20 protein-coding genes are annotated in these 21,714 nt (G+C 61.9%); 2 read left to right on the top strand and 18 right to left on the bottom strand.

The features are described from left to right. Nucleotides 1–215 precede the first annotated feature (215 nt). Nucleotides 216–1,649: a D-alanyl-D-alanine carboxypeptidase family protein gene (locus PH256_RS03900; protein ID WP_270913067.1), complete on the bottom strand. Its 1,434-nt coding sequence runs from the start codon at nucleotides 1,647–1,649 to the stop codon at nucleotides 216–218. Between the two features lie 226 nt (nucleotides 1,650–1,875). Between PH256_RS03900 and PH256_RS03895 the strand changes: the two genes are divergently transcribed. Further along, a complete protein-coding gene (locus tag PH256_RS03895; RefSeq protein ID WP_270913066.1) occupies nucleotides 1,876–2,460 on the top strand; it encodes a 5-formyltetrahydrofolate cyclo-ligase in 585 nt (194 codons plus the stop codon). On the opposite strand, the gene PH256_RS03890 is transcribed toward PH256_RS03895, so the two are convergent. Together PH256_RS03890 and PH256_RS03885 are read right to left on the bottom strand one after the other, a co-directional pair. Continuing rightward, the gene (locus tag PH256_RS03890) at nucleotides 2,457–3,032 is read right to left on the bottom strand and encodes a dipicolinate synthase subunit B (RefSeq protein ID WP_087183438.1); all 576 of its coding nucleotides are present in this window, start codon (nucleotides 3,030–3,032) and stop codon (nucleotides 2,457–2,459) included. The genes PH256_RS03895 and PH256_RS03890 overlap by 4 nt on opposite strands. Beyond that, the gene (locus tag PH256_RS03885) at nucleotides 3,029–3,829 is read right to left on the bottom strand and encodes an NAD(P)-dependent oxidoreductase (RefSeq protein WP_270913065.1); all 801 of its coding nucleotides are present in this window, start codon (nucleotides 3,827–3,829) and stop codon (nucleotides 3,029–3,031) included. The genes PH256_RS03890 and PH256_RS03885 overlap by 4 nt, the downstream gene beginning before the upstream one ends. Before the next feature lie 336 nt (nucleotides 3,830–4,165). Here PH256_RS03885 and murC point away from each other — a divergent pair, with 336 nt between their 5' ends. Beyond that, nucleotides 4,166–5,539 (top strand): UDP-N-acetylmuramate--L-alanine ligase, encoded by a 1,374-nt coding sequence (gene murC / locus PH256_RS03880; protein ID WP_270913064.1) that lies wholly within the window; start codon nucleotides 4,166–4,168, stop codon nucleotides 5,537–5,539. Between the two features lie 73 nt (nucleotides 5,540–5,612). On the opposite strand, the gene PH256_RS03875 is transcribed toward murC, so the two are convergent. The 15 genes from PH256_RS03875 to PH256_RS03805 form a co-directional block, all read right to left on the bottom strand. Then, complete coding sequence (locus PH256_RS03875; protein ID WP_270913063.1) at nucleotides 5,613–7,496, bottom strand: hypothetical protein; 1,884 nt, start codon at nucleotides 7,494–7,496, stop codon at nucleotides 5,613–5,615. Nucleotides 7,497–7,617: 121 nt separating this feature from the next. Then, nucleotides 7,618–7,968 carry a type II toxin-antitoxin system PemK/MazF family toxin gene (locus PH256_RS03870; protein WP_270913062.1) on the bottom strand — a complete coding sequence of 117 codons (351 nt, stop codon included), beginning with the start codon at nucleotides 7,966–7,968 and terminating at the stop codon, nucleotides 7,618–7,620. 114 nt (nucleotides 7,969–8,082) lie between these two features. After that, nucleotides 8,083–8,463, bottom strand: a complete 381-nt coding sequence (locus tag PH256_RS03865) for a holo-ACP synthase (protein WP_270913060.1) — start codon at nucleotides 8,461–8,463, stop codon at nucleotides 8,083–8,085. Between the two features lie 80 nt (nucleotides 8,464–8,543). After that, entirely contained in the window at nucleotides 8,544–10,091 is a 1,548-nt protein-coding gene (locus PH256_RS03860; RefSeq protein ID WP_333766264.1) for an ABC transporter permease, read from the bottom strand. Nucleotides 10,092–10,334: 243 nt separating this feature from the next. After that, nucleotides 10,335–10,679: an ATP-binding cassette domain-containing protein gene (locus PH256_RS03855; RefSeq protein ID WP_270913056.1), complete on the bottom strand. Its 345-nt coding sequence runs from the start codon at nucleotides 10,677–10,679 to the stop codon at nucleotides 10,335–10,337. Nucleotides 10,680–10,754: 75 nt separating this feature from the next. Then, on the bottom strand, nucleotides 10,755–11,693 hold the full coding sequence (locus tag PH256_RS03850; protein WP_270913054.1) for a sensor histidine kinase: 939 nt from the start codon (nucleotides 11,691–11,693) through the stop codon (nucleotides 10,755–10,757). Then, nucleotides 11,686–12,357 (bottom strand): response regulator transcription factor, encoded by a 672-nt coding sequence (locus tag PH256_RS03845; RefSeq protein ID WP_270913052.1) that lies wholly within the window; start codon nucleotides 12,355–12,357, stop codon nucleotides 11,686–11,688. The genes PH256_RS03850 and PH256_RS03845 overlap by 8 nt, the downstream gene beginning before the upstream one ends. A gap of 148 nt (nucleotides 12,358–12,505) precedes the next feature. Further along, nucleotides 12,506–12,862, bottom strand: a complete 357-nt coding sequence (locus PH256_RS03840; RefSeq protein ID WP_087183447.1) for an EamA family transporter — start codon at nucleotides 12,860–12,862, stop codon at nucleotides 12,506–12,508. Then, complete coding sequence (locus PH256_RS03835; RefSeq protein ID WP_270913051.1) at nucleotides 12,855–13,229, bottom strand: EamA family transporter; 375 nt, start codon at nucleotides 13,227–13,229, stop codon at nucleotides 12,855–12,857. The genes PH256_RS03840 and PH256_RS03835 overlap by 8 nt, the downstream gene beginning before the upstream one ends. Before the next feature lie 30 nt (nucleotides 13,230–13,259). Continuing rightward, the gene (locus PH256_RS03830) at nucleotides 13,260–14,441 is read right to left on the bottom strand and encodes an ATP-binding protein (RefSeq protein WP_270913050.1); all 1,182 of its coding nucleotides are present in this window, start codon (nucleotides 14,439–14,441) and stop codon (nucleotides 13,260–13,262) included. A 13-nt stretch (nucleotides 14,442–14,454) separates the two neighbouring features. Next, nucleotides 14,455–15,414 carry a glycosyltransferase family 2 protein gene (locus PH256_RS03825; protein ID WP_270913049.1) on the bottom strand — a complete coding sequence of 320 codons (960 nt, stop codon included), beginning with the start codon at nucleotides 15,412–15,414 and terminating at the stop codon, nucleotides 14,455–14,457. Between the two features lie 36 nt (nucleotides 15,415–15,450). Then, nucleotides 15,451–16,626 carry a hypothetical protein gene (locus tag PH256_RS03820; RefSeq protein ID WP_270913047.1) on the bottom strand — a complete coding sequence of 392 codons (1,176 nt, stop codon included), beginning with the start codon at nucleotides 16,624–16,626 and terminating at the stop codon, nucleotides 15,451–15,453. A 12-nt stretch (nucleotides 16,627–16,638) separates the two neighbouring features. Beyond that, nucleotides 16,639–18,624 (bottom strand): hypothetical protein, encoded by a 1,986-nt coding sequence (locus PH256_RS03815; RefSeq protein ID WP_270913046.1) that lies wholly within the window; start codon nucleotides 18,622–18,624, stop codon nucleotides 16,639–16,641. A gap of 2 nt (nucleotides 18,625–18,626) precedes the next feature. Continuing rightward, nucleotides 18,627–19,757, bottom strand: a complete 1,131-nt coding sequence (gene rffA / locus PH256_RS03810) for a dTDP-4-amino-4,6-dideoxygalactose transaminase (protein ID WP_270913045.1) — start codon at nucleotides 19,755–19,757, stop codon at nucleotides 18,627–18,629. Between the two features lie 144 nt (nucleotides 19,758–19,901). Further along, on the bottom strand, nucleotides 19,902–21,611 hold the full coding sequence (locus PH256_RS03805) for a hypothetical protein (RefSeq protein WP_270913044.1): 1,710 nt from the start codon (nucleotides 21,609–21,611) through the stop codon (nucleotides 19,902–19,904). Nucleotides 21,612–21,714: the final 103 nt, after the last annotated feature.

The raw sequence follows: 21,714 nt of genomic DNA, 5'->3' as shown, positions 1-21,714 counted from the left end.
GTAAACGGTCCCGCCCGTGCGGCAGGACAAACATATTCATGGTATATTTTACCCCATCCCGTCTCAAAGCGCAACAGCAATTCCAGCAAAAGCCCCTGCCCGCCAGATCAGAGGCTTTTGCTGTTTTGCCGAAAGCACAAAAAAAGCCCGCCACCCCAGGAAAACAAATTCCGGGGCGGCGGGCCGCCTGATTTTATTGGATTGGGCTTATACGCTCAGCGCCGGGGCAGATCGGTGCGGTCGTCGTGCCCTTCCTTGGTGGAGGAACGGCGCACATCCAGCGTGCGCACCGGCGCGGAATTCACCGGGCCGCTGCGGGTGATGATCTGGAAGTCTGCGGGCAGACCGGTCTCCTGCGCCCGCTTTGCGGCAAAGCTCTGCAGTCCGCCGCCGCTGCGCACCAGACGCAGCGCCAGCAGAATGGCCACCGCTGCCGCGGCCACCGCCACGCCGATGCCCAGATACATCCGTCCGTCGCCCGCCGTCTTCTGGGGCACATAGGTGTTGGCCTGCAGGATCTGCTCCAGACCGCTCACCGAAAGAGCCACCGTGCGCAGGGCCGTGGGCTGAAGGGCATTTTCCGCCAAGAGATACGTCACTGTGGCCGAGAAGCCCTGCCCCAGCACATACTGCTCGGGGATATCGAACTGGGCGGTCACATCCGCCTCGGTGAAGGCGTCGTTCAGCAGCACGTCGGCTCCCTGGGCGGACACCTGCACATTGCCCAGACTCTCGAAGCCGCCGCCCACCAGGGGGACCTCATAGGTCTCCTGCGGGCTGGCGATGGTCACCCGCCGGTAATGGGCGAAGGCGTAATCCAGCAGGGCCGCGGCATCCTTGTAGTTGCCGTTGAGGCCCACGGATTTCAGCACCACCACGATCAGGTTCAGGCCGTCCTGCTCGGCATAGCCCACGTAGGTATAGCCTGCCTGGTCGTGAAAGCCGCTCTTTCCGCCCTTTTCATAGGCCCGGTACAGCAGCGGCCCGCCCACACGCAGCCAGTCGGTGCAGTGGAAAGCCCGTTCGGGCTGCAGGTTGGTGGCAGCCATGCGCCATTCATCGTTGCGGCAGAACACATCCATAAAGCCCGGCTGCTGCATGGCCCAGCGGGTCAGATTGGCCATATCCCGGGCGCTGGTGTAATGGTTTTCATCGTACAGGCCGTGGGGGTTGGCATAATGGGTGTTGGTCAGGCCCAATTCTTCGGCCTTGGCGTTCATCTTTTCCACGCCGCTGGCAATGGTACCGTCGTCGCCGAAGTATTCCGCCAGGGCGTTGGCCCCATCGTTGGCGCTCTCCATCTGGGTGCCGTAGATCACGTCCTCCAGCGTGACCACCTCTCCGGGCAGAAGAGCAATGTGGGTGGAGTTGGACTCCAGGCTGTGGGCCACATCGTAGTCAATGGTCAGCTGGGCGGACCAGTCGCCCTGGGCCTTTTCCATGGTCAGGCCCAGCGTCATGATTTTGGTGATCGAGGCCGGATACAGCACCTCGTCCGGGTTCTTTTCCATGATGACCTGGCCGGTGTCTGCATCCATGACCACATAGGCCTCGCAGGTTACCTGGGGCAGGTCCTCCGCCGCGGCACAAGGAGCCAGCACAGCTGCGCCCAGCACAGCTGCGGCCAATATTGAAAACAGTTTTTTCAAACCGAATACATCCTTTATCTGTTGGTTTTTCCGTTTGCTTTCGCAATTTTACAATATAGTGCTTTAACTGGTTTATTATAGCCTACCGCCCGCCCCCGGTTCAAGTTCTGCACAAAATTTCCACAGAATGTTTGCATCCCGGCACGCGGGGGCGGCGGATTTTATGCTATGATACAATCAAAACCCGCAAGCCGGTGCGCTTGCCGAAACGGAGGCTCCCCTTTTTATGGAACATCATTCCGACCTGATCACCACCCGCAAAGCCGACCTTCGGGCGCAGGCCCGGGCCCTCCTGAGCCAGGCTGGCCCGGAGCGTACCTCCGCCTGGGGCCTGGCTATGGCGGAACATCTGACGAAAAGCGAATTATGGAAACAGGCCGGGGCGGTATTCTGCTTTGTGAGCACCAGCCGTGAGCCCTCCACCCGGCCGCTGCTGGAGCTGGCGCTGGCCCAGGGCAAGACGCTCTGTGTGCCCCGCACCGGACCGGATGGCTTCATGGAAGCGGTGCCCATCATCGGCCTGGAACAGCTGGCCCCCGCCCGCTTCGGCCTGCTGGAGCCCGCGCCCGGCCTGCCCGCCCTTGACCCCGGTCAGCTGGACCTGGTCATCGCCCCCTGCCTGATGGCCGCCCCGGACGGTCTGCGGCTGGGCCAGGGAGGCGGCTACTACGACCGTTTTCTGCCCCGGTGCCGCTGTCCGGTGGTGCTGCTCTGCCCCGCCGCACTGGTGCAAAATGATCTGCCCGCTGAACCCCATGACCGCCGGGCCGATTTTGTGCTCACCGAGCAGGGCTTTCTTTCCGAAGGCTAAATGTTTAAAATCGGCCCCAGCTGGCGGCCCCGCAGGGCGGATTCCAGTGTGTCGCCAATCAGGGAAAAGTCGCTCTGCAGACTGCTGGGCTTTTTCAGGTAATCGTCCTGGGCGAAAGGCACAATATAATAATGCTTGCGGTTGGTCAGCGCCGCCAGATTTTCAAAGCTGGCGGCCAGTCCGTCATTGGTGGAAAGGGCGATGACCACCGGCCTGCCGCTGCGCAGCATGCTTTTTGCCCCCAGGGTGACCGGCGTGTCGCTGATGCCGTGGGCCAGCTTTGCCATGGTATTTCCGGTGCAGGGTGCAATGACCATCGCCTGGGCCATGTTCTTGGGTCCCAGCGGCTCGGCCCCCTGCAGAGTTTCGATGGGCGGCATACCGCACAGCTGCTCCAGCCGCCGCTTCCAGTCCGCCGCCGCGCCGAACCGGGTGTCCAGCCCGGCGGCATTGAAGCTCATCAGCGGCAGCACCCGCACCCCGCTTTTCACCAGCTCCTCCATGCGCGGCAAGATGCTTTCGAAGGTGCAGAAGCTGCCGCACAGCGCCCACACCACAGTTTTCTCGTTCATACGCACACTCCCTCCTCACGCAGCATGGCCAGTACCGTATCGGCCACAAATTCCCCGGCGGTCACCGGGGCGCAGCGGGCCGGCAGACTCAGCGCCCGGATGGCCCGGACTCCCAGTGCCTCCGCCGCCTCCAGATCCACCCCGCCGGGCAGGCTGGCCAGGTCGATCACCAGGCTGCCTGCCGCCAGCGCCGCCAGCGTCCGCCGGTCCAGCACCGGCGCCGGGATGGTATTCACCACCGTTTCAAACCCGGGCAGCAGCTGCGCCAGCCGGTCCAGCCCGCAGGCAGTCAGGGCCTGGCTTTCGGCCTGGGCCCGCTGGCCGGGGCTTCGGGCCGCCACCGTGACCCGGGCCCCCAGCGCCGCCAGCCGCACCGCCAGCGCCGCACCGCACCGGCCATAGCCCAGCACCAGCACCGGACTGTTCCAGAGCGTGCGGGTGCGGTTCTGCAGCAGCAGGGCGATGCAGCCTTCCGCAGTGGGCACCGCGTTCAGCACCGCCAGCTCCTCCCGCTCCAGATAATCCCGCAGCGGAATTCCCGCCTGGGCGGCGGCCTGCCGGGCGGCCGGGCCCACCCTGCCGCCAAAGGCCTGCACTCCGGGCTTTGCCCCCGCCAGCAGCCGGACCAGTTCCTCGCTCTCGCCGCTCAGCGGCATGGGCAGCAGAATCACATCCGCCGCGTTCAGGCGTTCCCGCCCCACCACCTGCCAGCCCTGCTGGCGCAGGTGGTCCGCCGCGGCCCGCTGGCGGGCATCCGCCCCCAGCACGGCAAACACCATCTTTTTTTCGCTTGCCATCGTTTGCGCTCCCCCTTTTGTATGGATTCGCGGCCAGGGGCCGCGCTGCTTTTGCCCATGCTATGCCTGCCCGCCTGCAAGTGTGCGGCTTCGCTTTGCCTTGGCATTTTGGTAAAAAAACCGGTTCGTTTTTCGCCAAAACAGAAAAATTCATCGAACACATCCCAAAAAATGCCCTTAAAGTGTTTATTTTGTGGAGCAAAAATTATATAATGATAGCTACAGAAATCCATATTCGGCGCGTTTCGCGTGCCGGGCACATGTGCGGCGGCTCCCACTGGGGCCGCCGGGACCCTTTTTTCGGGATACCATCATGCTAAGGAGAGGTGGACCATAATGAACTTCCTGAGCGGCTTTAATGCCAACTTGCTGGACGGCGTGAAGCGCCTCCATTTCATCGGCATCGGCGGCAGCGGTATGTATCCGCTGGTGCAGATCCTGCATGCCCGGGGCTATACCATCACCGGAAGTGATGTGAACGAGGGCAGCATCATCGACTCGGAGCGTGCCATGGGCATCGAGGTGTTCATGGGGCACGACGCCAAAAACGTGCTGGGTGCGGATATGATCGTGTATTCCGCCGCCATTCACAAGGACAACCCCGAGCTGCGGGAAGCGGATGCCCGTGGCATTCCCATGCTGGAGCGCAGCGTTCTCTTGGGCTATGTGAGCCGGCTGTACCCCCGCAGCATCTGCGTGGCGGGCACCCACGGCAAGACCACTGCCACCTCCATGATCACCAGCCTGCTGGAGCTGGCCGGGCAGGACCCTGCCGCGGTGATCGGCGGCAAGCTGCCCCTGATCGGCGGCTACGGCAAGAACGGCAGCGGCAACACCATTGTGATCGAGGCCTGCGAGTTTGCCGAAACCTTCCTGCACCTGACACCGGACATTGCGGTGCTGCTGAACATCGACAACGACCATCTGGACTATTACGGCACCATGGGCCAGTTGAAGTTCGCCTTCAAGAAGTTTGCCCTGATGGCCCGCCACACCATCGTGGCCAACGCAGACGATGCCAACGTGGTACAGGTGATCAACAGCCTGGACCGCACCGTACGGACCTTCGGCATTCAATCGGAGGCAGACTACCAAGCAGTGAACATCCGGGAGCACAAACCCGGCTTCTATGAGTTCGATGTGCTGGAGTGGGGTTACCCGGTGGCTCACCTGAAGCTGAGTGCCCCCGGCTACCACAACATCTACAACGCGCTGGCCATGGCCGCCTGCTGCTTCACCGTGGGCCTGACCGGCGAGGACGCCGCTGCAGCCGCTGAGAGCTTCAAAGGCGCGGGCCGCCGGTTCGAGATTCTGGGCGAGTTCAACGGTGTGACCGTGGCGGATGACTACGCCCACCATCCCACCGAGATCGCCGCCACCCTGAAGACCGCCCACGCGCTGGGCTACAACAAGGTATGGGCGGTGCATCAGCCCTTCACCTACAGCCGCACCCGCGAGCTGCTGGATGATTTCGCCAAGGTTCTGGCGGACACCGATCATGTGGTGCTGACCCCCATCATGGGCAGCCGTGAAGTGGACGACGGCAGCGTGAAGAGCGAAGACCTGGCCGCCAAGATTCCCGGCAGCGTAGTGGTTGCCGGTCTGAAGGAGGCCGCCGATTACGTGAAGGAGCACGCACAGCCCGGCGATTTTGTGATCACCATGGGCTGCGGCGACATCTACAAGGCCGCTCACATGATGCTGGAGTAATTTCTTTGCAAAGCAAAACGCCCGGAACATCGCAGGATGTTCCGGGCGTTTTTTATTTCATTTTCCGGCAGGCTCAGCCTTCGGCCAGGGCGGGCCAGACGCGGGCCAGCTGTACACCGCCGTCCTCTGTGGTCTGCACCGCGTAGAGCGCGCCGCCCACAATGTCACCGGGGTCGGCGAACAGCTCGCTGTATTTGCCCGCGAAGGAGGGGCTGATCTGGTAAAGATACACGTAGGTATAACCCTCACCGGTCAGGGTGTCGGCCCACTGCTCGGCAGTCACTTCACTGGCCCAGGTGACCCAGTCACCCTCGGTATTGAAGTTATAACCAGCAGAAGAACCGATGGCCCGGGGATAGAAGCTATAGTTCGCGCAGAGCACCTCATAGGAGGCGGTGTCCTCCGCCACAAAATACAGCTTATCGTTCTCGCTCCATTCCATCGGGAAGGATTGCGGGGTGAAGTAAGCCGCCCGCTGCTGCTGTTCCTGAGCCGCGCCCTTGCCCGGTGCCACCAGACGCTGAATCTCGGCGCTGGTGCCGGGCATCACCAGCAGCGCAGCCGCCAGCACACAGCCCGGGCCCAGCAGCCGTTTGCCCTCGGCCCGGCCCCAGGCGGCCAGAGCCAGATACGCCGCCAGCAGCACCACCGCCAGCAGCCAGCTGCCCAGATACCGCTCCAGGCTGGCCACACGGGTGGCCTCGTAGTCCGAGAACTGGAAGAAGTACAGATACAAAAGCCCGATGCAGTACACTGCAAAGCCTGCCGCGAGCCCCAGGCTCAGCCGCCGCAGACTTTGCTCCAGACGGGGCAGTGCCCGCCGCAGCGCCCAGACGGCCACCAGGCCCAACACCAGCCATGCCGCCGGGGAAAGGGGCAGCACACTTTCGTTCTTCACCGGCAGGAACAGATGCTCCAGGAATGCCGACAGGGTCAGGGTCCACTTTTCCGGCCAGGGGCCTGCCAGGGAAAGCAGCCGTTCCAGCGTGTTGCCGCTGCCGCCCGCGGTGAGGCCCTGCATGGCCACCACGATGCCCCAGCTCAGCCGGGCCAGCACCAGAGCACCCGCCGGGAAGGCCAGCTGTACCGCACACTGGCGCACCGCGCCGGGCTGGCCGCCCGCCCGGGCCAGACGCAGACCGTCCCAGGCCACAAAGCCCAGAGCCGCCAGCGCGAAGATCACCCCGCTCTCCTTGGTGAGCACCAGCACCGCGGTGCCCAGGCTCAGCTGCAGGGTCACAAAGCCCTGCAGCCGCCGGGTACTCAGCCAGGCGTACAGCAGATAGGCAAACAGCAGCGCCAGGGTGCCGTCCACACACAGATCGCTGTAAAACTGTCCGTAAAAGGCCAGAGGCAGCAGGAACACGCCCGCAAAGCCCGCCAGCGCTCCGCCCAGCCGCTTCCAGCCAAACCGGGACAGCACCGGCAGCAGCAGACTTACCTGGAACAGCATCATGGCCCGGTAGAGATAGCCCTCGGTGAAGCCGGGGGTCAGCCGGACGAACAGATACTCCAGCAGCGCCAGCGCCGGGGGATATTCGCCAAAGCCCGCCTCCGACGCATGCCAGACGCTGAGCTGGTCGTGATTGGTCATGATCTTAACGGTGTAGGCCCAGTGGCTGAATTCATCGTTGCCAATGGCCAGCCGCCCCGCCTGCATCCAGGCGATGAAAAACACCATGCCCACCAGCACCACCGCGCCGGGGGTCAGCCACCGGTGCACAAACAGCTGTTTGCGGCGCACCGCCTGCACCACCAGCCAGACACCGGCCGCGCCGCCCAGAAGGCTTACCGCCCCAAGGCCCCACAGCAGAGGACCCGCCAGCCCGAACAGATACAGCACCAGAATTCCGATGAACAGGGCCGGGGCAAAGGTCTGCTCCAGCCTGCGGCCGAACTGCACCGCCAGCGCCAGCGCGATGACCGCAAACACCGCCACCCAATACAGATAAATCACTTGCTTCTCACTTCCCGTGCATTTTTGTTTTATCATACCACGAAGCGGGCGGCAATTCCACTGGTAACGAAGAACGCCGCCCCGAATTTTCCCGGAACGGCGTTCTTCGTTATTTTGTGATTCACATGCTTACAAGCCCCACACTGATGCCCAGGGCCTGGTCCACCCGCCGCTGGTCGCTTTCGCTCAGGCGGCCCGCCTTTTCCCGCAGGCGGCGCTTGTCCAGCGTGCGAATCTGCTCCAGCAGCACGATGCTGTTGCGGGTCAGGCCGCAGGTCTGGGCCTGCAGGCCGATGTGGGTGGGCATATGGGTTTTGTCCTGCTTTGATGTAATGGCCGCCGCAATCACGGTGGGGCTGTGGCGATTGCCCACATCGTTCTGCAGAATCAGCACCGGGCGGATGCCGCCCTGCTCCGAGCCCACCACCGGGCTCAGGTCCGCGTAAAACACTTCGCCTCTATGCACTTCCATGGTCATACTCCCTCCAGTGATCCGCCCCGAAGCACGGCGCACGCCTATGTGCCCCCGCCGCTGCGGGGCTGTTTGGATGTGTTCTGGTGGTAGTATGCCCGCCTTGCCCGGCCCTTAATCGCCGGTTTGCTCCAGAATCGTGAAGGCCTGGGCAAGGCCGCCGTCGTGACTCAGGCTCAGGTGGGCAGTAATTCGGTTTTCCTCCAGCCAGGCTGCCGCCTGCCCGGTGAGGGCATAGTAGGGCGCGCCGCTCTCTTTGCGCAGCACCTGGATTTCACAAAGGGCAAAGCCGCCGATGCCGGTGCCGCAGGCCTTTAAAAAGGCTTCCTTGGCAGCAAAGTTCGCCCCGGCGCTTTCCGGCTGCTTGCGGGGAGAAAGGCTCAGCAGAAAGGCCCGCTCCTCCTCGCCGAACACCCGCCGCAGAAAAGCCGGGCTGGCCAGGCTTTTTTCCATCCGGTCAGTGCGCACCAGATCGGTGCCGATGCCGTAGATCATTGGCTGTTCCCCCTCGTTTGCCCCGCCGGGGCCGTTTCTCGCTTTTTATTATACGGAACCTCCGGGACCGGCGCAAGCGGTCAGTCCCGCTGGGCAAGGCCCTCCAGAATGGAAAACCGGCGCAGCATCCGCAGCGAGACCAGCAGCGCCATCGCCCCCACCACCCCCACGCAGACCACCGGGGTAAGCAGCGCCGCCGGGCTCAATGCGCTGGACAGCGGGATGCCCAGCATCCGATCTGCCAGAAGCCAGGCAAGCACAACTCCCGCCGGAAAGCCCCAAAGAATTCCCCGGACGCCATAGCCCAAACACTCCCAGGCCAGCATACGGGCCAGCTGGCGGCGGCTCATACCTGCGGACAGCAGCAGCGATAACTCCCGCCGCCGCTGCAGCATACTGCTGCTGACGGTGCTCAGGATGTTGGCCGCACTGGTGAGCAACACCACCGCCGCGAAGCCGCCGCAGAACACCGTGAGCAGAATACGCACCCCGCTGCCCAGCAAAACTGTCTGACCGGTGGGGGTATAGTCCTGAATCTCATACGTCAGCCCGCACCCGGCCAGAACCGGCGCCACCACTTTGGTAACGGCGCGGCCGTCATCCGCATCCCAATAAACCGCATAGCTGCGAACCTCTCCCTGTTCAAAGGAAATGCCGCTGGCTTCAAAGGCGCTGCGGCTGGTGACCAGTACCAGTGTGAACCGGTCATCTTCCGCACCTTTCTGCCGGATGCCGTTCGGCAGCGGCGTGTCACTGGCACCGGCCACCACCATTTGCGGCCCGGCGAAGCTCCAGAGCAGTGTTTCCTCCCCCAGCTCCTCCGGCGAAAGGTCGGAAGCCGCCTTGGCCCAGACCACCGGCACGACGCCCTGCTCGCCGGTCAACGGCTGACCGTACCAACGTTCAAAATCCTCGTCCTCCAGTACGATCTGAAGGGTATTGACCATGCGTTCCTCCCGCACTCCGTAAAATTTTTCCACCAGCTCGGTCACGGTGCCCGGTCTGTCCGGAGCCGCTCCGGCCAGCTGCTGCAGCAGTTCGGCGGGATATTGGGCGTTTTCGTCTCCCCAGAGGTAGACCCTGTAAGAAAAAGGTGCGTGGCTCACATCATAGTTGCGCACCAGCGCCTGATTGAAGGTGAAAGCCATGAAAATCAGGGCTGCGCTGACCGCAAGGCCCAGGCTCAGCACCCGGTAGCGTCCGGGGGCCCGCTGGCGACTGCGCTTTGCCAGCAGGCGCACCGCATCTGCCGGGGTGCGGCTGCCCTTCCCTTTGGGCGCGCGTTGCAGCTGGGGCTGCATGGCCTGCATGGGCGAAAGCCGCGCCGCCCGCCGGGCCGGACCCCAGGCAGCCAGCAGCAGCGCCAGCGCACACCAGAGCGCCGCCGCGGCAAGGCGACCGGCCTGCACCGCCAGTCGAATGCCCTGCCCGTTGGTGATGGTCTGGATGCCCTGGGTCTGGTTCATGGCAAAGAAGCCCACCCGCAGCCCCAGCATTGCAAACAGCATTCCCAACGGGATGGCCACCACGCCAAGCAGGGCCGCCTCCAGCAGCACGCTGGCCCGCAGCTGAGCCGGGGTGGCCCCCACGCTGGCCAGCTGGCCCAGCATCCGGGTGCGCCGCTCCAGCGAGAGCCAGAAGGATCATCAGCGCAGTGCCCGCCAGCAAAACGCACAGCAGCAGCTTCACCGCCGCCAGCGCAACCAGCGCGAACTCGCTGTAATATTCCACATTCAGGGTATACACCAGAGAATCGCCCCCCAGCAGCACCGCACTCAGCAGCACCGAACTGAGCAGCACACTCAGAAAGGCAAACCCTGTGCTCACCTTCCCGCGCAGCAACTGGCGCACCGTGACCGACCAGATGGCTCTCATGGACGGATCACCTCGTCTCTCTGCAGACGGCCGTCCCCGATCACCAGAATCCGCTGGGCCTGCTGGGCCAGCTCTCGGTCGTGGGTAATCATCAGGATGGTCTGACCGGTGCCCTTGTGGATGGCCCGCAGCAGCTCCATCACCTGGGCGGTGTTGGCTCCGTCCAGATTACCTGTGGGCTCATCCGCCAGCAGCAGGGTGGATTTGCCGGAGCCGGACGGCCCCACAATGGCCACAAACTGGCCCTTCTCCACGGTAAAACTCACATCGTCCAGGGCTTTTACCTGATTTGCCCCGGTCCCATAGATCTTTGTCAGATGCTCCACTTCCAGAAACGGCAAGCGGACCACCTCCTTTCCTGCCCTAAGAATACCCCGCCCCGGTGACAGGCCGGTGACTGCCCGCTGACGGTTTTGTCACCGAAACAACCGCAGCCGAAAAAGCGGGCCCTCCGGGGTGTTTTCGGCGGTCACATCCCCCTGCTGGCCCCGGGCGATGCTGCGGGCCAGCGGCAGGCCGATGCCCACACTGCCCGGGCTGGCCGAGGCACCCCGCCAGAACCGCTCGAACAAGCGGGGCAGCTCCTCCTGCGGAATGGCCGTTCCCTGGTTCTGCACCCGGAATTCAAAATACAGCGCCTGGCAGCTGCACTCCACCCGCACCCGGCCGCCGGGCGGAGTGTGCTCGGCGGCGTTTTTCAACAGGTTCGCCAGTGCCTCGGCGGTCCATTCCAGGTCGCAGACGCAGAAAAGAGTCTCCGGGCAATCCACCTGCAGCTCCACCCCGCGTTTCAGATAAAGTTCCGCCAGACCGCCCGCCGCCCGCTGGAGCACCTGCCGGGAAAGACGCAGCAGCGCCTCCACCAGCCAGCGGATGCGGCCGGTCTGGGTCTCAATCTGGTCAAGGGCCTCCTCCGCGTCCCCGGGCGGCAGCTCCTCCCGCAGAAAATCGCATTGCAGCAAAATGGCGGAAAGGGGCGTGCGCAGCTGGTGGGCGATGTCGCTCAGGCTGTCCGCCAGAAAGCGCTTGTCCGCCTCCAGCGCCGCTGCCTGCTGCTGCAGGATGCTGGTAATTTTGTAAAGATCGTCCTGCAAGGCACTCAATTCTCCCGGGGTCTGGCCGCTGAGCCGGGGCGGCTGGCCCCCGGTGTAGACCTGGGCCAGATATTCCGACAGCTGCCCGATGCGCCGGTACCGCCGCAGGGTGTATACCGCAGCAAGGGCGGTGAGCGCCCCGCCAAGCAGCAGTGCGGCAGCTGCGCCGGGCACACCCCAGGCAATGCCCTGGCCAACGGCCGCGGCCGCCGTCAGGGCCAGCATGACCGCCAGCATCCGGTAAAATTCCCTGCTATGCATCCGGCTCCTCCTCCCAGCGGTAGCCCAGGCCCCGCACCGTGGCAATGTGCCAGCCGCAGCCCTCCGCCAGCTTTTCCCGCAGCCGCTTCACGGTGACAGTGAGGGTGTTATCGTTCACAAAATTGCCCTCCTGGTCCCACAGTGCCTGCAGCAGCTGGCCCCGCTCCAGAATCTGGCCGGGATTGGAAAGGAACACCAGCAGCAGCCGGTACTCCTGGGCCGTGAGGGGAATCTGGGTTTCGCCCACAAACACCCGGGCGCTGCGCCGGTCCACCGTGAGCCCGCCGAAGCACAGCAGCTCCGGCCCCTTGCGGCGGCGCAGCACCGCCTTCACCCGGCTGATCAGCTCCCCGGCCCGGAAGGGCTTGATGATGTAATCGTCCGCGCCGCCCTCCAGCGCCCGGACCACGCTGCCCTCGTCCGCCCGGGCGGTGAGGATCAGAATGGCTGCGTCGCCCCGCCCGCGCAGCGCGCAGCAAACCTCTTCGCCGCTGCCGTCCGGCAGGCCCAAGTCCACCAGCGCCGCGTCGAAGCTCTCCCGTTCCATGGCCTTTCGCGCCCCGGCCACCGTGGCGGCAGCCGTGACAAGCCAGCCCTGGCGCTCCAGCAGCTTTTGCAGCGGCTGTGCGATGGCCGCCTCGTCCTCCACAAGAAGAATCCGCACAGGCTCCTCCCCCTTTCTTTCCTGTTTCATTATAGCGGAAAACACCTTTGTCTGGGTGACAGCTCCGTCACTTTCCTTCCCTTGTTCCCGCAAAAAAACGGAGCCGGCCTGCATTGTCTGCAAACCGGCTCCGCCGCTTTTATCCGATTCAGCCCGCCAGGGCATAAATAAGAATCCCCACCAGGATCAGTGCCAGTGCGATGCACTTTTTCCGGCTGAGTTTCTCTTTGAAGATGGTCACACCGAACACTGTGACATACAGATAACTGGTAGCTTCCAGCACCGGGCCCAGGCTCATGGGGATGCCCTTATAGGCCAGGATGCTCAGCAGGGTGCAGCCCACAAAGATGCCGTAGCCCAAAATGACCCGCCAGTCCAGATATTCCATAATGAAATTCTTATGTGGGCGCATGGCCGCCTTTTTCAGCAGCACCTGAGACACAGCAGCCAGAAACACTCCCAGCAGATAGATCAGCGCGTACAGCGGCTGGATGGTATCATTCATGGCGCTTCTCATCTCCGTCCGCTTTCACAAACAGCACCACACCGGCCACGATCACGGCTGCGCCGATCAGCTTGCCGGGCGTGATGGACTCGTGGAAAAACAGCGCTCCCCACAAAATGCCCCACACCACCGTGACCGCCTTGTTGGCGAAGGCCAGGGTCAAAGGCAGCCGCTTGATCACCTGCTGCCAGCCCACGGCATACAGCACCAGAATGGCCATCATACCGCAGTAGAAGGCAATGTACTGCCAGCTCAGAAAAGGCTGGGCGGCGGCATTTTTGCTGAAAAATCCGCTGAGGGAATACACCGCCAGCAAAAGATGCAGCCCGATCAGGGTGAGGGCGTAGGAATTGTGCTTTTTCATCATATTTAAATCTCCTGCACTAACAGACTAACATCAGATTGTTTCCGCAGTATAGTTCAAATGAATGCTTTCCACCGCTTTTTTCAATTTTCGCAGGGCAGCAGCTCGGTCGCCATCCACCACAACCACCTGGCCGATACGATCCGGTCCCACACGGAACCTGCGCACCTGCTCCCCTGGCTTCACATCAAGAGTCCAGCGGGCATCTTCCGGCACATTACCAGCGTCAACACTTTCCAGCACTCCGTTCCGATCCGAACACAGAAGCTGTGCCGCTGCCACACTGCTCACTTCATCGGTAAGCTCCAGCTTTTGCCCCAGTGCACACCGCACAATCTCCTCATAGCAATCAAACCCACCTGCAGCTCCAATTACTTCCGGAATACAGGTTGCTCCAATGCGCGCGCCAATCTCGATAATATACGCTTTGCCTTCACAAAGCATTATGTCCATATTAAAAAAGCTCTGATCGATTCCCAACGCTCTGACGGCTGTACAGGCCTGCTGTCTAATGTCCCGCATTTCCTCCGGCCCCAACTCCAATGGCACAACATGGCCTATCGGAACATCCGTCAATCCGTTACTGCGTGTCAGCTTATCATGGGGCCACAGCACGATTTTGTCTCCCTGTACCACCCCGTCCAGGCCAATTTCATGACCTGACACAAAGCGCTCCACCAAAATATGTCCACCTCTCGAGGCCTGCATGGCATACCTAAAAGCCTCAGGGATCTCTTGCACATCATTTACCCGGATTACGCCACGACTCCCGGAACTATCCGGGCATTTGAACATGACCGGCCAGCCCAACCGTTCTGCCGCTTTACACGCCTCTTCCTCGCTCATAACCGAAACAAATTCCGAGGTTCGAACACCCGCATCCCATAGGGCTTTTTTCATTTTTGCCTTATCCGTGCACAAAAGTGCAGCGCTTCTGCTCACTCCCGCCAAACCCATGGCCTCACAAACCGTTCCAATTGTTGCCACCGCCACGTCTGTACCACAGGTGGTGATCGCATCGATTTCTTTTTCACGGGCAAACTTCAGAACAGATTCCACGTCCGTTGTATTGATATATGCGACTTCATCTGCATGAGAAAAACCAGGATAGTTGCCCGGTATGCTGGCCACTATAGTGTACAGCCCCATTCTGCGCGCTGTATCAATCAACGGTACCTGATAAATGCCCGCTCCCAGAATCAGGATTTTCTTCATCGAGCGTTCCTCCTCATTTTTTCGTCTGACAGTTCTCTGTTCCCATATTCAATTCTGTTCGAACCACATACTGGGGCTGATGATTTGCGATCATAAACATCCGTCCCACGTACTCTCCCACGAGACCAAGACAGATCAAATTCATACCGGCAGCCAGCAAAATCACCACCATCAGTGAACTCCAGCCAGTAAGAACCGTTGGATCCAGCAGTTTCTGGATTACCACCAGAATGGCTCCAATAATACCAGCAGCACCGAACAATGCACCACACAATAGCGAAAAGCGAAGGGGTAAAACTGAGAAATTGGTCGCTGTACTCCATAGGCGAATCAGGCTTTTTAGGTTGTACCCAGAATGGCCTTCCATTCGGTCGAAATGCTCCAATTCCACATTCGCCACATTCCGCGTAACGCGCAGCAGCAACCCAGATAGATGCGGATATGGTCCAGCATATCGCAATGCTTCGCGACACACAAAACTGCGAGCGATCCAAAAGCTGCTTGTATGAAGCCACTTTGGACGTCCTGTGAGTACCTGCATCGTCCAGCGTTCAAAGGATGATCCAAAATTCCGGAACCAACTATGATGCTTTTTGGGGTACCAGCCATACACAATGTCATATTCCCCTTCTTCCATCTTCTGAAGCAGGCGCGAAAATTGAGATGGATGCGTCTGAAGATCATCATCCATTCCCATCACATAGTCGCCGGTTACATACGCAAGCGCTGCCATAAGCGCACTGTGCTGGCCGAAGTTCCGGCTCAGGTCCACGCCCTTCACCTTCGCATCCTCGGCGCAGAGGGCCCGGATCTGGGCGAAGGTACCGTCGGTGGAGCCGTCGTTTACCAGCACGAATTCGTAGTCATAGCCCAGCCGGAGCAGCTCCTCCCGGGCCAGATGCACCGCCTTGGCGATGGTCTTTTCGGAATAATAGCACGGAATGATTACCGATACCGTTTCCTTGTTTTCCATGATGCCTCTCCTCTTCAGGCGCCCGTTCGGCGCTTTTTACAGATAGAATGTGCCGTTTTTGATAAACAGGATCATATACTGCAGCCCGCACAGGCTCTGCCAGGCAAACAACAGCCAGCACAGGCAGATCAGCCCCTTGCGCAGCGGCGTCTGTTCCTTCCAGCGGCCGGTCTGCTGCCACAGACGGACCGTACTGGCCAGGAACAGCAAAAACAGGCTGACGCTGGTGCCCCAGGTCCAGTTACCGTCCGAGGCGCGGGGACCGGTCTCCACCAGAAAGATATGCTGCAGGTAAGCAAAGCCGGTCATTCCCCAAGTCATACAGAGCATGCGGTCTTTAAGCAGCTGTCCCACACACAAACCTGCTACCACCAGCACGAATACAACAGACTGAAAAATAGATGCGATGGGGTGCTGGGTACGCTGCAGCAGGTTCGCCCCCAGCGAAAAAGCCAGACCGCTTTCCTCATGTTGCTGCGGACCACCCGCGAACAGCACCAGATACTGAGCAAACACTACCGCCAGTGCCGGAAGTACCGCGCATCCAAACCACACGTAGCGGCCGAACCGCTGGCAGCGTCCCCGCACAAAATCCCACAGCATGAGCACTGCCATGGCCGGGGCAAAGCAGAACAGCAGGCTGGGCTTGACGCCGGTGGCCAGTGCCAGCAGCACCAGAAAGGCCAGCCAGTCACACCAGCGCACCCCCTCGTCGAACTGCCGCACCATGCGCAGGTACAGTGCCAGCACGAACACGCCCAGCAGCTTGATGCCGATGAGGGTGGGGTTATGCCACACCCCGAAGGCCTGCACTCCAAGAACACGGTAATCGTTCAAAAAGGGCAGATAGATTGGGTCTGCGCAGAAGCAGCACCAGCCCAGCAGACCGCTGGCAAAAATGCCGGTGCCCGCGTACCGGTGCAGAAACCAGCCGGAAGCGGCAATACCTCCTAGACACATAAGCAGCACGAACAGTACCATGCTATCGTAACTGCCCGTAAAAGCCCAGATCAACTGGTACACCTGATTCAGAGCGCTATAGCCGGTCTCATCCGGGTTTAGCGCTGTTTGGATGTGCGCCAGAAAATCCCCTGCGTACAAATTGTCGACCTGGATTTGAAGGATTTTCCAAACCATGGCAGCCGTAACAGCATATAGCGCCATCACACCCGCCCACTGCAGGGCAGCGGCCTTATTCAAACGTTCTTTCATAGTTTCCTCCGCTCAGCGTTGGCCCAGCGGCACTTCGCCGCTTCTTTGCCATCCGTTTTCGGTCTGCATCAGCAGGGCGGCGCTTTCCAGCTGCTCGAGCTGTGCCCAATCCAGATAGAACACCGCCTGCCAGTCGCCCTCGCCGGTTTGATACAGGCATACCCGCCGGGTCTCGCCCTGGCTGTTCAACTCCAGCCAGGCCCGCTGGGGCACTTCGCTCTCCGGCAGTTCCGCCCGGAGCCGGTACCAACCGGGCCCCCGTTCCGCTTCTTCCAGTTTGCTCAGGCACCACTGGCCTTCCAGTGGTTCGGCGCTTCCCTCATAGGGCAGCACCGCCTGCCACAGCAAAAACGAGCCCACCTGCCGTCCGGCGCTGAGCGCCGCCTCCGGGTAGTGATGCTCCTGCACATAGCGCAGCTTTTTCTCCGGGCTGGTCTCGTCAAAGAGGTAGATCTCGTCCTGCTCGGCCCAGTTTTTCAGCGGCAGGGTAAGGCCCATCTGTTCCAGATTTTTCTGATACAGCCCGCTGCCGCTGGTCCAGCCGCCCAGGCTCACCAGGTTCCGGTAATGGTCCTGCCAGGGCAGCACCCGGGCGTCATACACGCCGGTCAGATAACTGGCATCCTCGGTGTTCAGCAAAAAGATATCGTCCGGGTTTGTTTCCATGTGGTCCACCAGCTGGTTGCCGGTGGCGCCCGCCTGACTGGCGCGCGCGGCGGGCAGCTGGAACTGCTGGCCCATGCGCACCAGAAGCAGCAGGGCAAAACATGCCCCCGCCAGTGCGCCTGGCGCAAGCCAGCGCCGGGTGCAAAAGCGTTTGGCACCGCTGAGCGCCAGCAAAAATACGCATACCGCGTAGAAGTTCACACTGTCTTCCACGCGGGTGGGCAGGCGGCCAGTCCAGAGGAAGAAGGTATTGATCACCAATGCTCCGCCGCCAGCCAGCAGCGCGGCCAGCCGGTCCCGCCCGGAGCAGCAAACCACCGCCGCAGCCAGCAGCAGCCAGAAGGCGGTGCTGGGTTTATTGCTCAATGCGCCCTTGGCAAAATGGCTGGCAGCCTGGGCCAGGTCCGGCACAAAAGTCAACTGCCCCCGCAGCTGGCCCACCTGCTCCAGCCTTTCGGTGGTGAAAAAATCGCTGTCGCAGCTCACCCAGCTGAGCAGCAGCTCGTAGTCATTCTCGCTCACGCCCATGGCGCTCAGCTCCCCGGCAGCCTCTTCCCAGCCGGGCATGGGATAATCCGACAGCACTGACCGGGCACTGTTGAAATCCCTGTAATCCCGCCATTGGCTGCTGCTCTGCCAGGCCAGCTCGTTGATGCCCACCGCAGCGGCGAACAGCACCGCCATACCGCACGCCGCGGCCACGGCCCGCCGGGCCCGCTGTTTGAGCCCGGGTTCCGAGGCCAGCACCGCCCACAACAGGGCCAGCCCCCCAAAGGGCAGCCCCAGCAGCGCGGCGTTCTGGCGCAGGCACAGCCCTGCCAGGAAAAGCGCCAGGCCGGCAGCCAGCGCCCGGCGGCCCATCCAGCCCCGGGCATAGAGGGTAAGCAAAACAAAGCCCGCAGCGGCAAACAGTCCTGCGCTGCGGGTAAAATTAGTCTCTACCACAAGCCCCGGCCAGAAGGCGAGCAGGACCAGTCCGTCCGCCACGCAGGCCACCGGAGTCGCCAGACGGCTCCACAGCCCGTAACGAACAAAGCCCACCGCCAGAACGCTCAGCATCAATACGGTCACGGTATACCAGTCCAGCCCGGGCAGCAGCCGCCCCAGCAGAGCCACCGGTGCGCTGAACAGCACATTCAAAAAGGGGCACAGCCAGGTGGGACCGTACAGCCCAGCCAGTACCTGGGCGATGGTCCAGTCATCGTCCGGGAAGGCATGGGGCTGCGAAAAGATGGCCGCCACCGCCAGAACTGCAGTGGTGGCCATCACAAACACCCAGCGGCCAGTGCGCCCGCTCAGCCGGGGGCGCATCTTTTGCTCAAGCAGCGGCATCGTTACACCTCAAAAAACGCCTTTACAGCCTGAATCACCTGCTGCCGGTCCTGAGCAGTGAGGCCGTAGTACAGCGGCAGGCGGACCAGCCGGTCGCTTTCTTTGGTGGTATACACATCCTCACCGCTGAACCGGCCGTACCGCAGGCCGGCGGGCGCGCTGTGCAGCGGAATGTAATGGAACACAGCCAGAACGCCGTTGTCCTTCAGATGCTGGATAAAGGCGGTGCGCTCCTCCAGATCCCGGCACTTCACCCAGAACATATGCGCATTATGTACGCAGTCCTCCGGGATGGCGGGCAGCTCCAGCTTGCCGGCCTGCTCCAGCGGACGCAGCGCCTGGTAGTAATCGTTCCAGCTGGCCAGACGGTCGTTGTTGATCTGGTCCGCAGCCTGCAGCTGGCCCCACAGGTAGGCGGCGTTCATCTCGCTGGGCAGGTAGCTGGAACCGTAGTCCACCCAGGTGTACTTGTCCACCTGGCCCCGGAAGAACTTGGCCCGGTTGGTGCCCTTCTCCCGCAGGATCTCCGCCCGCTCGTTGTATTCCGGGTCCCGGATGAGCAGCGCGCCGCCCTCGCCCATGGAATAGTTCTTGGTCTCGTGGAAGGAGAAGCAGCCGAAATCACCGATGGTGCCCAGCGCCTTGCCCTTGTAGGTACTCATCACACCCTGGGCGGCGTCCTCCACCACCTTCAGGCCGTGGCGTGCGGCAATATCCATGATAGTATCCATCTCACAGGCCACGCCCGCGTAATGCATGGCACAGATGACCTTGGTCTTGTCGGTGATGGCCGCCTCGATCTTTGTTTCGTCGATGTTCATGGTGTCGGGACGGACATCCACGAACACCAGCTTGGCCCCTGCCAGCACAAAGGCGGTGGCAGTGGAAGAGAAGGTGAAGCTGGGCAGGATCACCTCATCGCCGGGCTGCAGGTCACACAGCAGCGCCGCCATCTCCAGCGCGGTGGTGCCGCTGGTGGTCAGCAGCACCTTCTGACTGCCGAACCGCTCGCTCAGCCACTGGTTGCACTGCTTGGTGAAGGGGCCGTCGCCGCAGATCTTGTGATTCTCCACCGCCTGCTTCACATAGTCCAGCTCGCTGCCCACATAGGGTGGGATATTGAACGTAATCATTCTTGTATTCCTCCGCCTTTCGGCTTTATTCTGCCCGAAGCGCTTACTCCGCGCAGGCTTGCTTTCCTTATAAAACGATGCATTTGCGCATGATACAACAGAATTATAGCATTGCAATGTGCATTTTTCAACAAAACCCGTCATTCATTCTGTGCGAAGATAGAAGGTTCCCATCCGGCCGGGCCGGGGGCTGTAATCCGCCAGCAGACGGTCCCGAATCCAGCTCTGCTCCAGACACTCGGCCAGCGGCTGTTCCAGATTGTAATTGGCGCGTCCATCCGGCAGGGGGCCTGCCAGATACACCACCTGGGGCAGCTGCCGCCCCGGCTGCTCGTAGTACCACTGGATCATGGGGTCCGCCGCGCTGTGAATCCAGTAGTCCGGCGTGTTGGGCAGGCTGTCGCAGGCCATATAGGCCCAGGGCAGCACATTCATCACGAACAGACTTCCGCCGGGCTGCACCTGTTCGCGCAGATCCTCGCAGGTCTGATTGTAATAGCTCACGGTATCGGCAGTGTCCCACATTCCGGCGCTGGGACCGTTTTCAATGCGCACCCGGCAGGCAAACAGATCGCCCGCATAGTCGGTAAAAAAGCGGATACCGGCCAGCTGCGCCAGCACCAACGCAGCCAACAGAGCCGAAGCCCCCACCCACCGGCGCAGGCAGGCGCCGGTGTGGCGGCAGACCTCCTCTTCCAACCAGAGCATGGCCGCCAGATTACACAGCAAAAAACCGTAACTGGCGTTCACCAGGCCCACGTCGGTGCCCAGGGCGATGCCGCCGCTGTAAAGAACGCCCGCAGTCCAAAGCAATAGCCCCACGGCGGGCTTTTGAGGCCGCACCGCCAGAAAGAGTGCAGGTCCCAGCAGCGCCAGCGGCACTAGCTTGAAGTTGATCCAGAACAGACCACCCGGCCGCATCACCAGGCCCCAGACCGCCACCAGGGCAAAGCCCGCCCAGAACACCGGCCGCAGCCGGGCCGCGCCGGGCAGAAAGCGCAGCGCAGCGGCCAGCAGGGCGACCAGCACCACCGCCGCCAGATAGGCAAGGCCGAACCACCAGACAAAGTCGCTCAGATACTGCCGGGCACTGGCCAAAAGGCCGCCGGAACCCTGATGCGCCACATCCTTCGCAAAGAGGTTGGGCAGCGACTCAAGCAGGCCGGCCGGGCCCAGCCGGGCGGTGAGCCAGCCCAGCACCACCGCCGCGGGCACAGCCCCTCCTGCACACAGACCGCCCAGAGCCAGCAATCGGCAGGAGCGTTCGGTCCGCCAGACCAGCACCAGAGCCACCGGTGCGGTGACCACCAGCGGCGGATAGGCCGCGGCGGCCAGCGCAAAGCAGACCCCTGCTCCAAAAGCGCGCCAGAACCCGGCACGGCGGGCAAGAGGCTCGGCGCAGGCAAAAAACAGCAGAATGAAAAACAGCCCCATACTGTTGTAAGACAGCGCCGTCAGGTTCAGCGGGATAAACAGCTGGCACAGCAGGCCTCCGGCCAGCGCCGCCCATTCCCCGGTGATCTGCCGCAGCCAGCGCCACACGGCAAGCGCCGCGCAGGTCTGCAGCAGCACTGCCGCTACCCGGCTTGCCAGGTACACGCCATCCAGCCCGCCTGTGACCAGCCGGTACAGCCACATCAGCGGCAGCAAAAGGATATTGCTGATCTGGGTCAGGGCGCTGATATCCGCCAGAGGGCGCACGCCCATCAGCATGGCGTAGGTCTTGGCCAGATAGTAGCTTTCGTCCGGCCCGTTCATGCACCACTGGGCGCGGAAGATCAGCGCCGCGGCCAGCACAACAAACAGCCCCCATGCAAGGGCAGGGCACATCGCCTGTCTGCTTTTGTATTTCATAATGTTTGATCGCTCCGTTTTTGGGATGATTTGTCGTTTTTATGATAGCATATCTGCCTTTTTTTTCAACGTCCCGCTGTATCTTTTTGCACTTTTGCCTCAG

The organism is Allofournierella sp. CML151 (genome assembly GCF_027853465.1).
Classification (GTDB): domain Bacteria; phylum Bacillota; class Clostridia; order Oscillospirales; family Ruminococcaceae; genus Allofournierella.
Note: the sequence above shows the minus strand (reverse complement) of the source record. Positions and strands in the feature narration are given on the sequence as shown.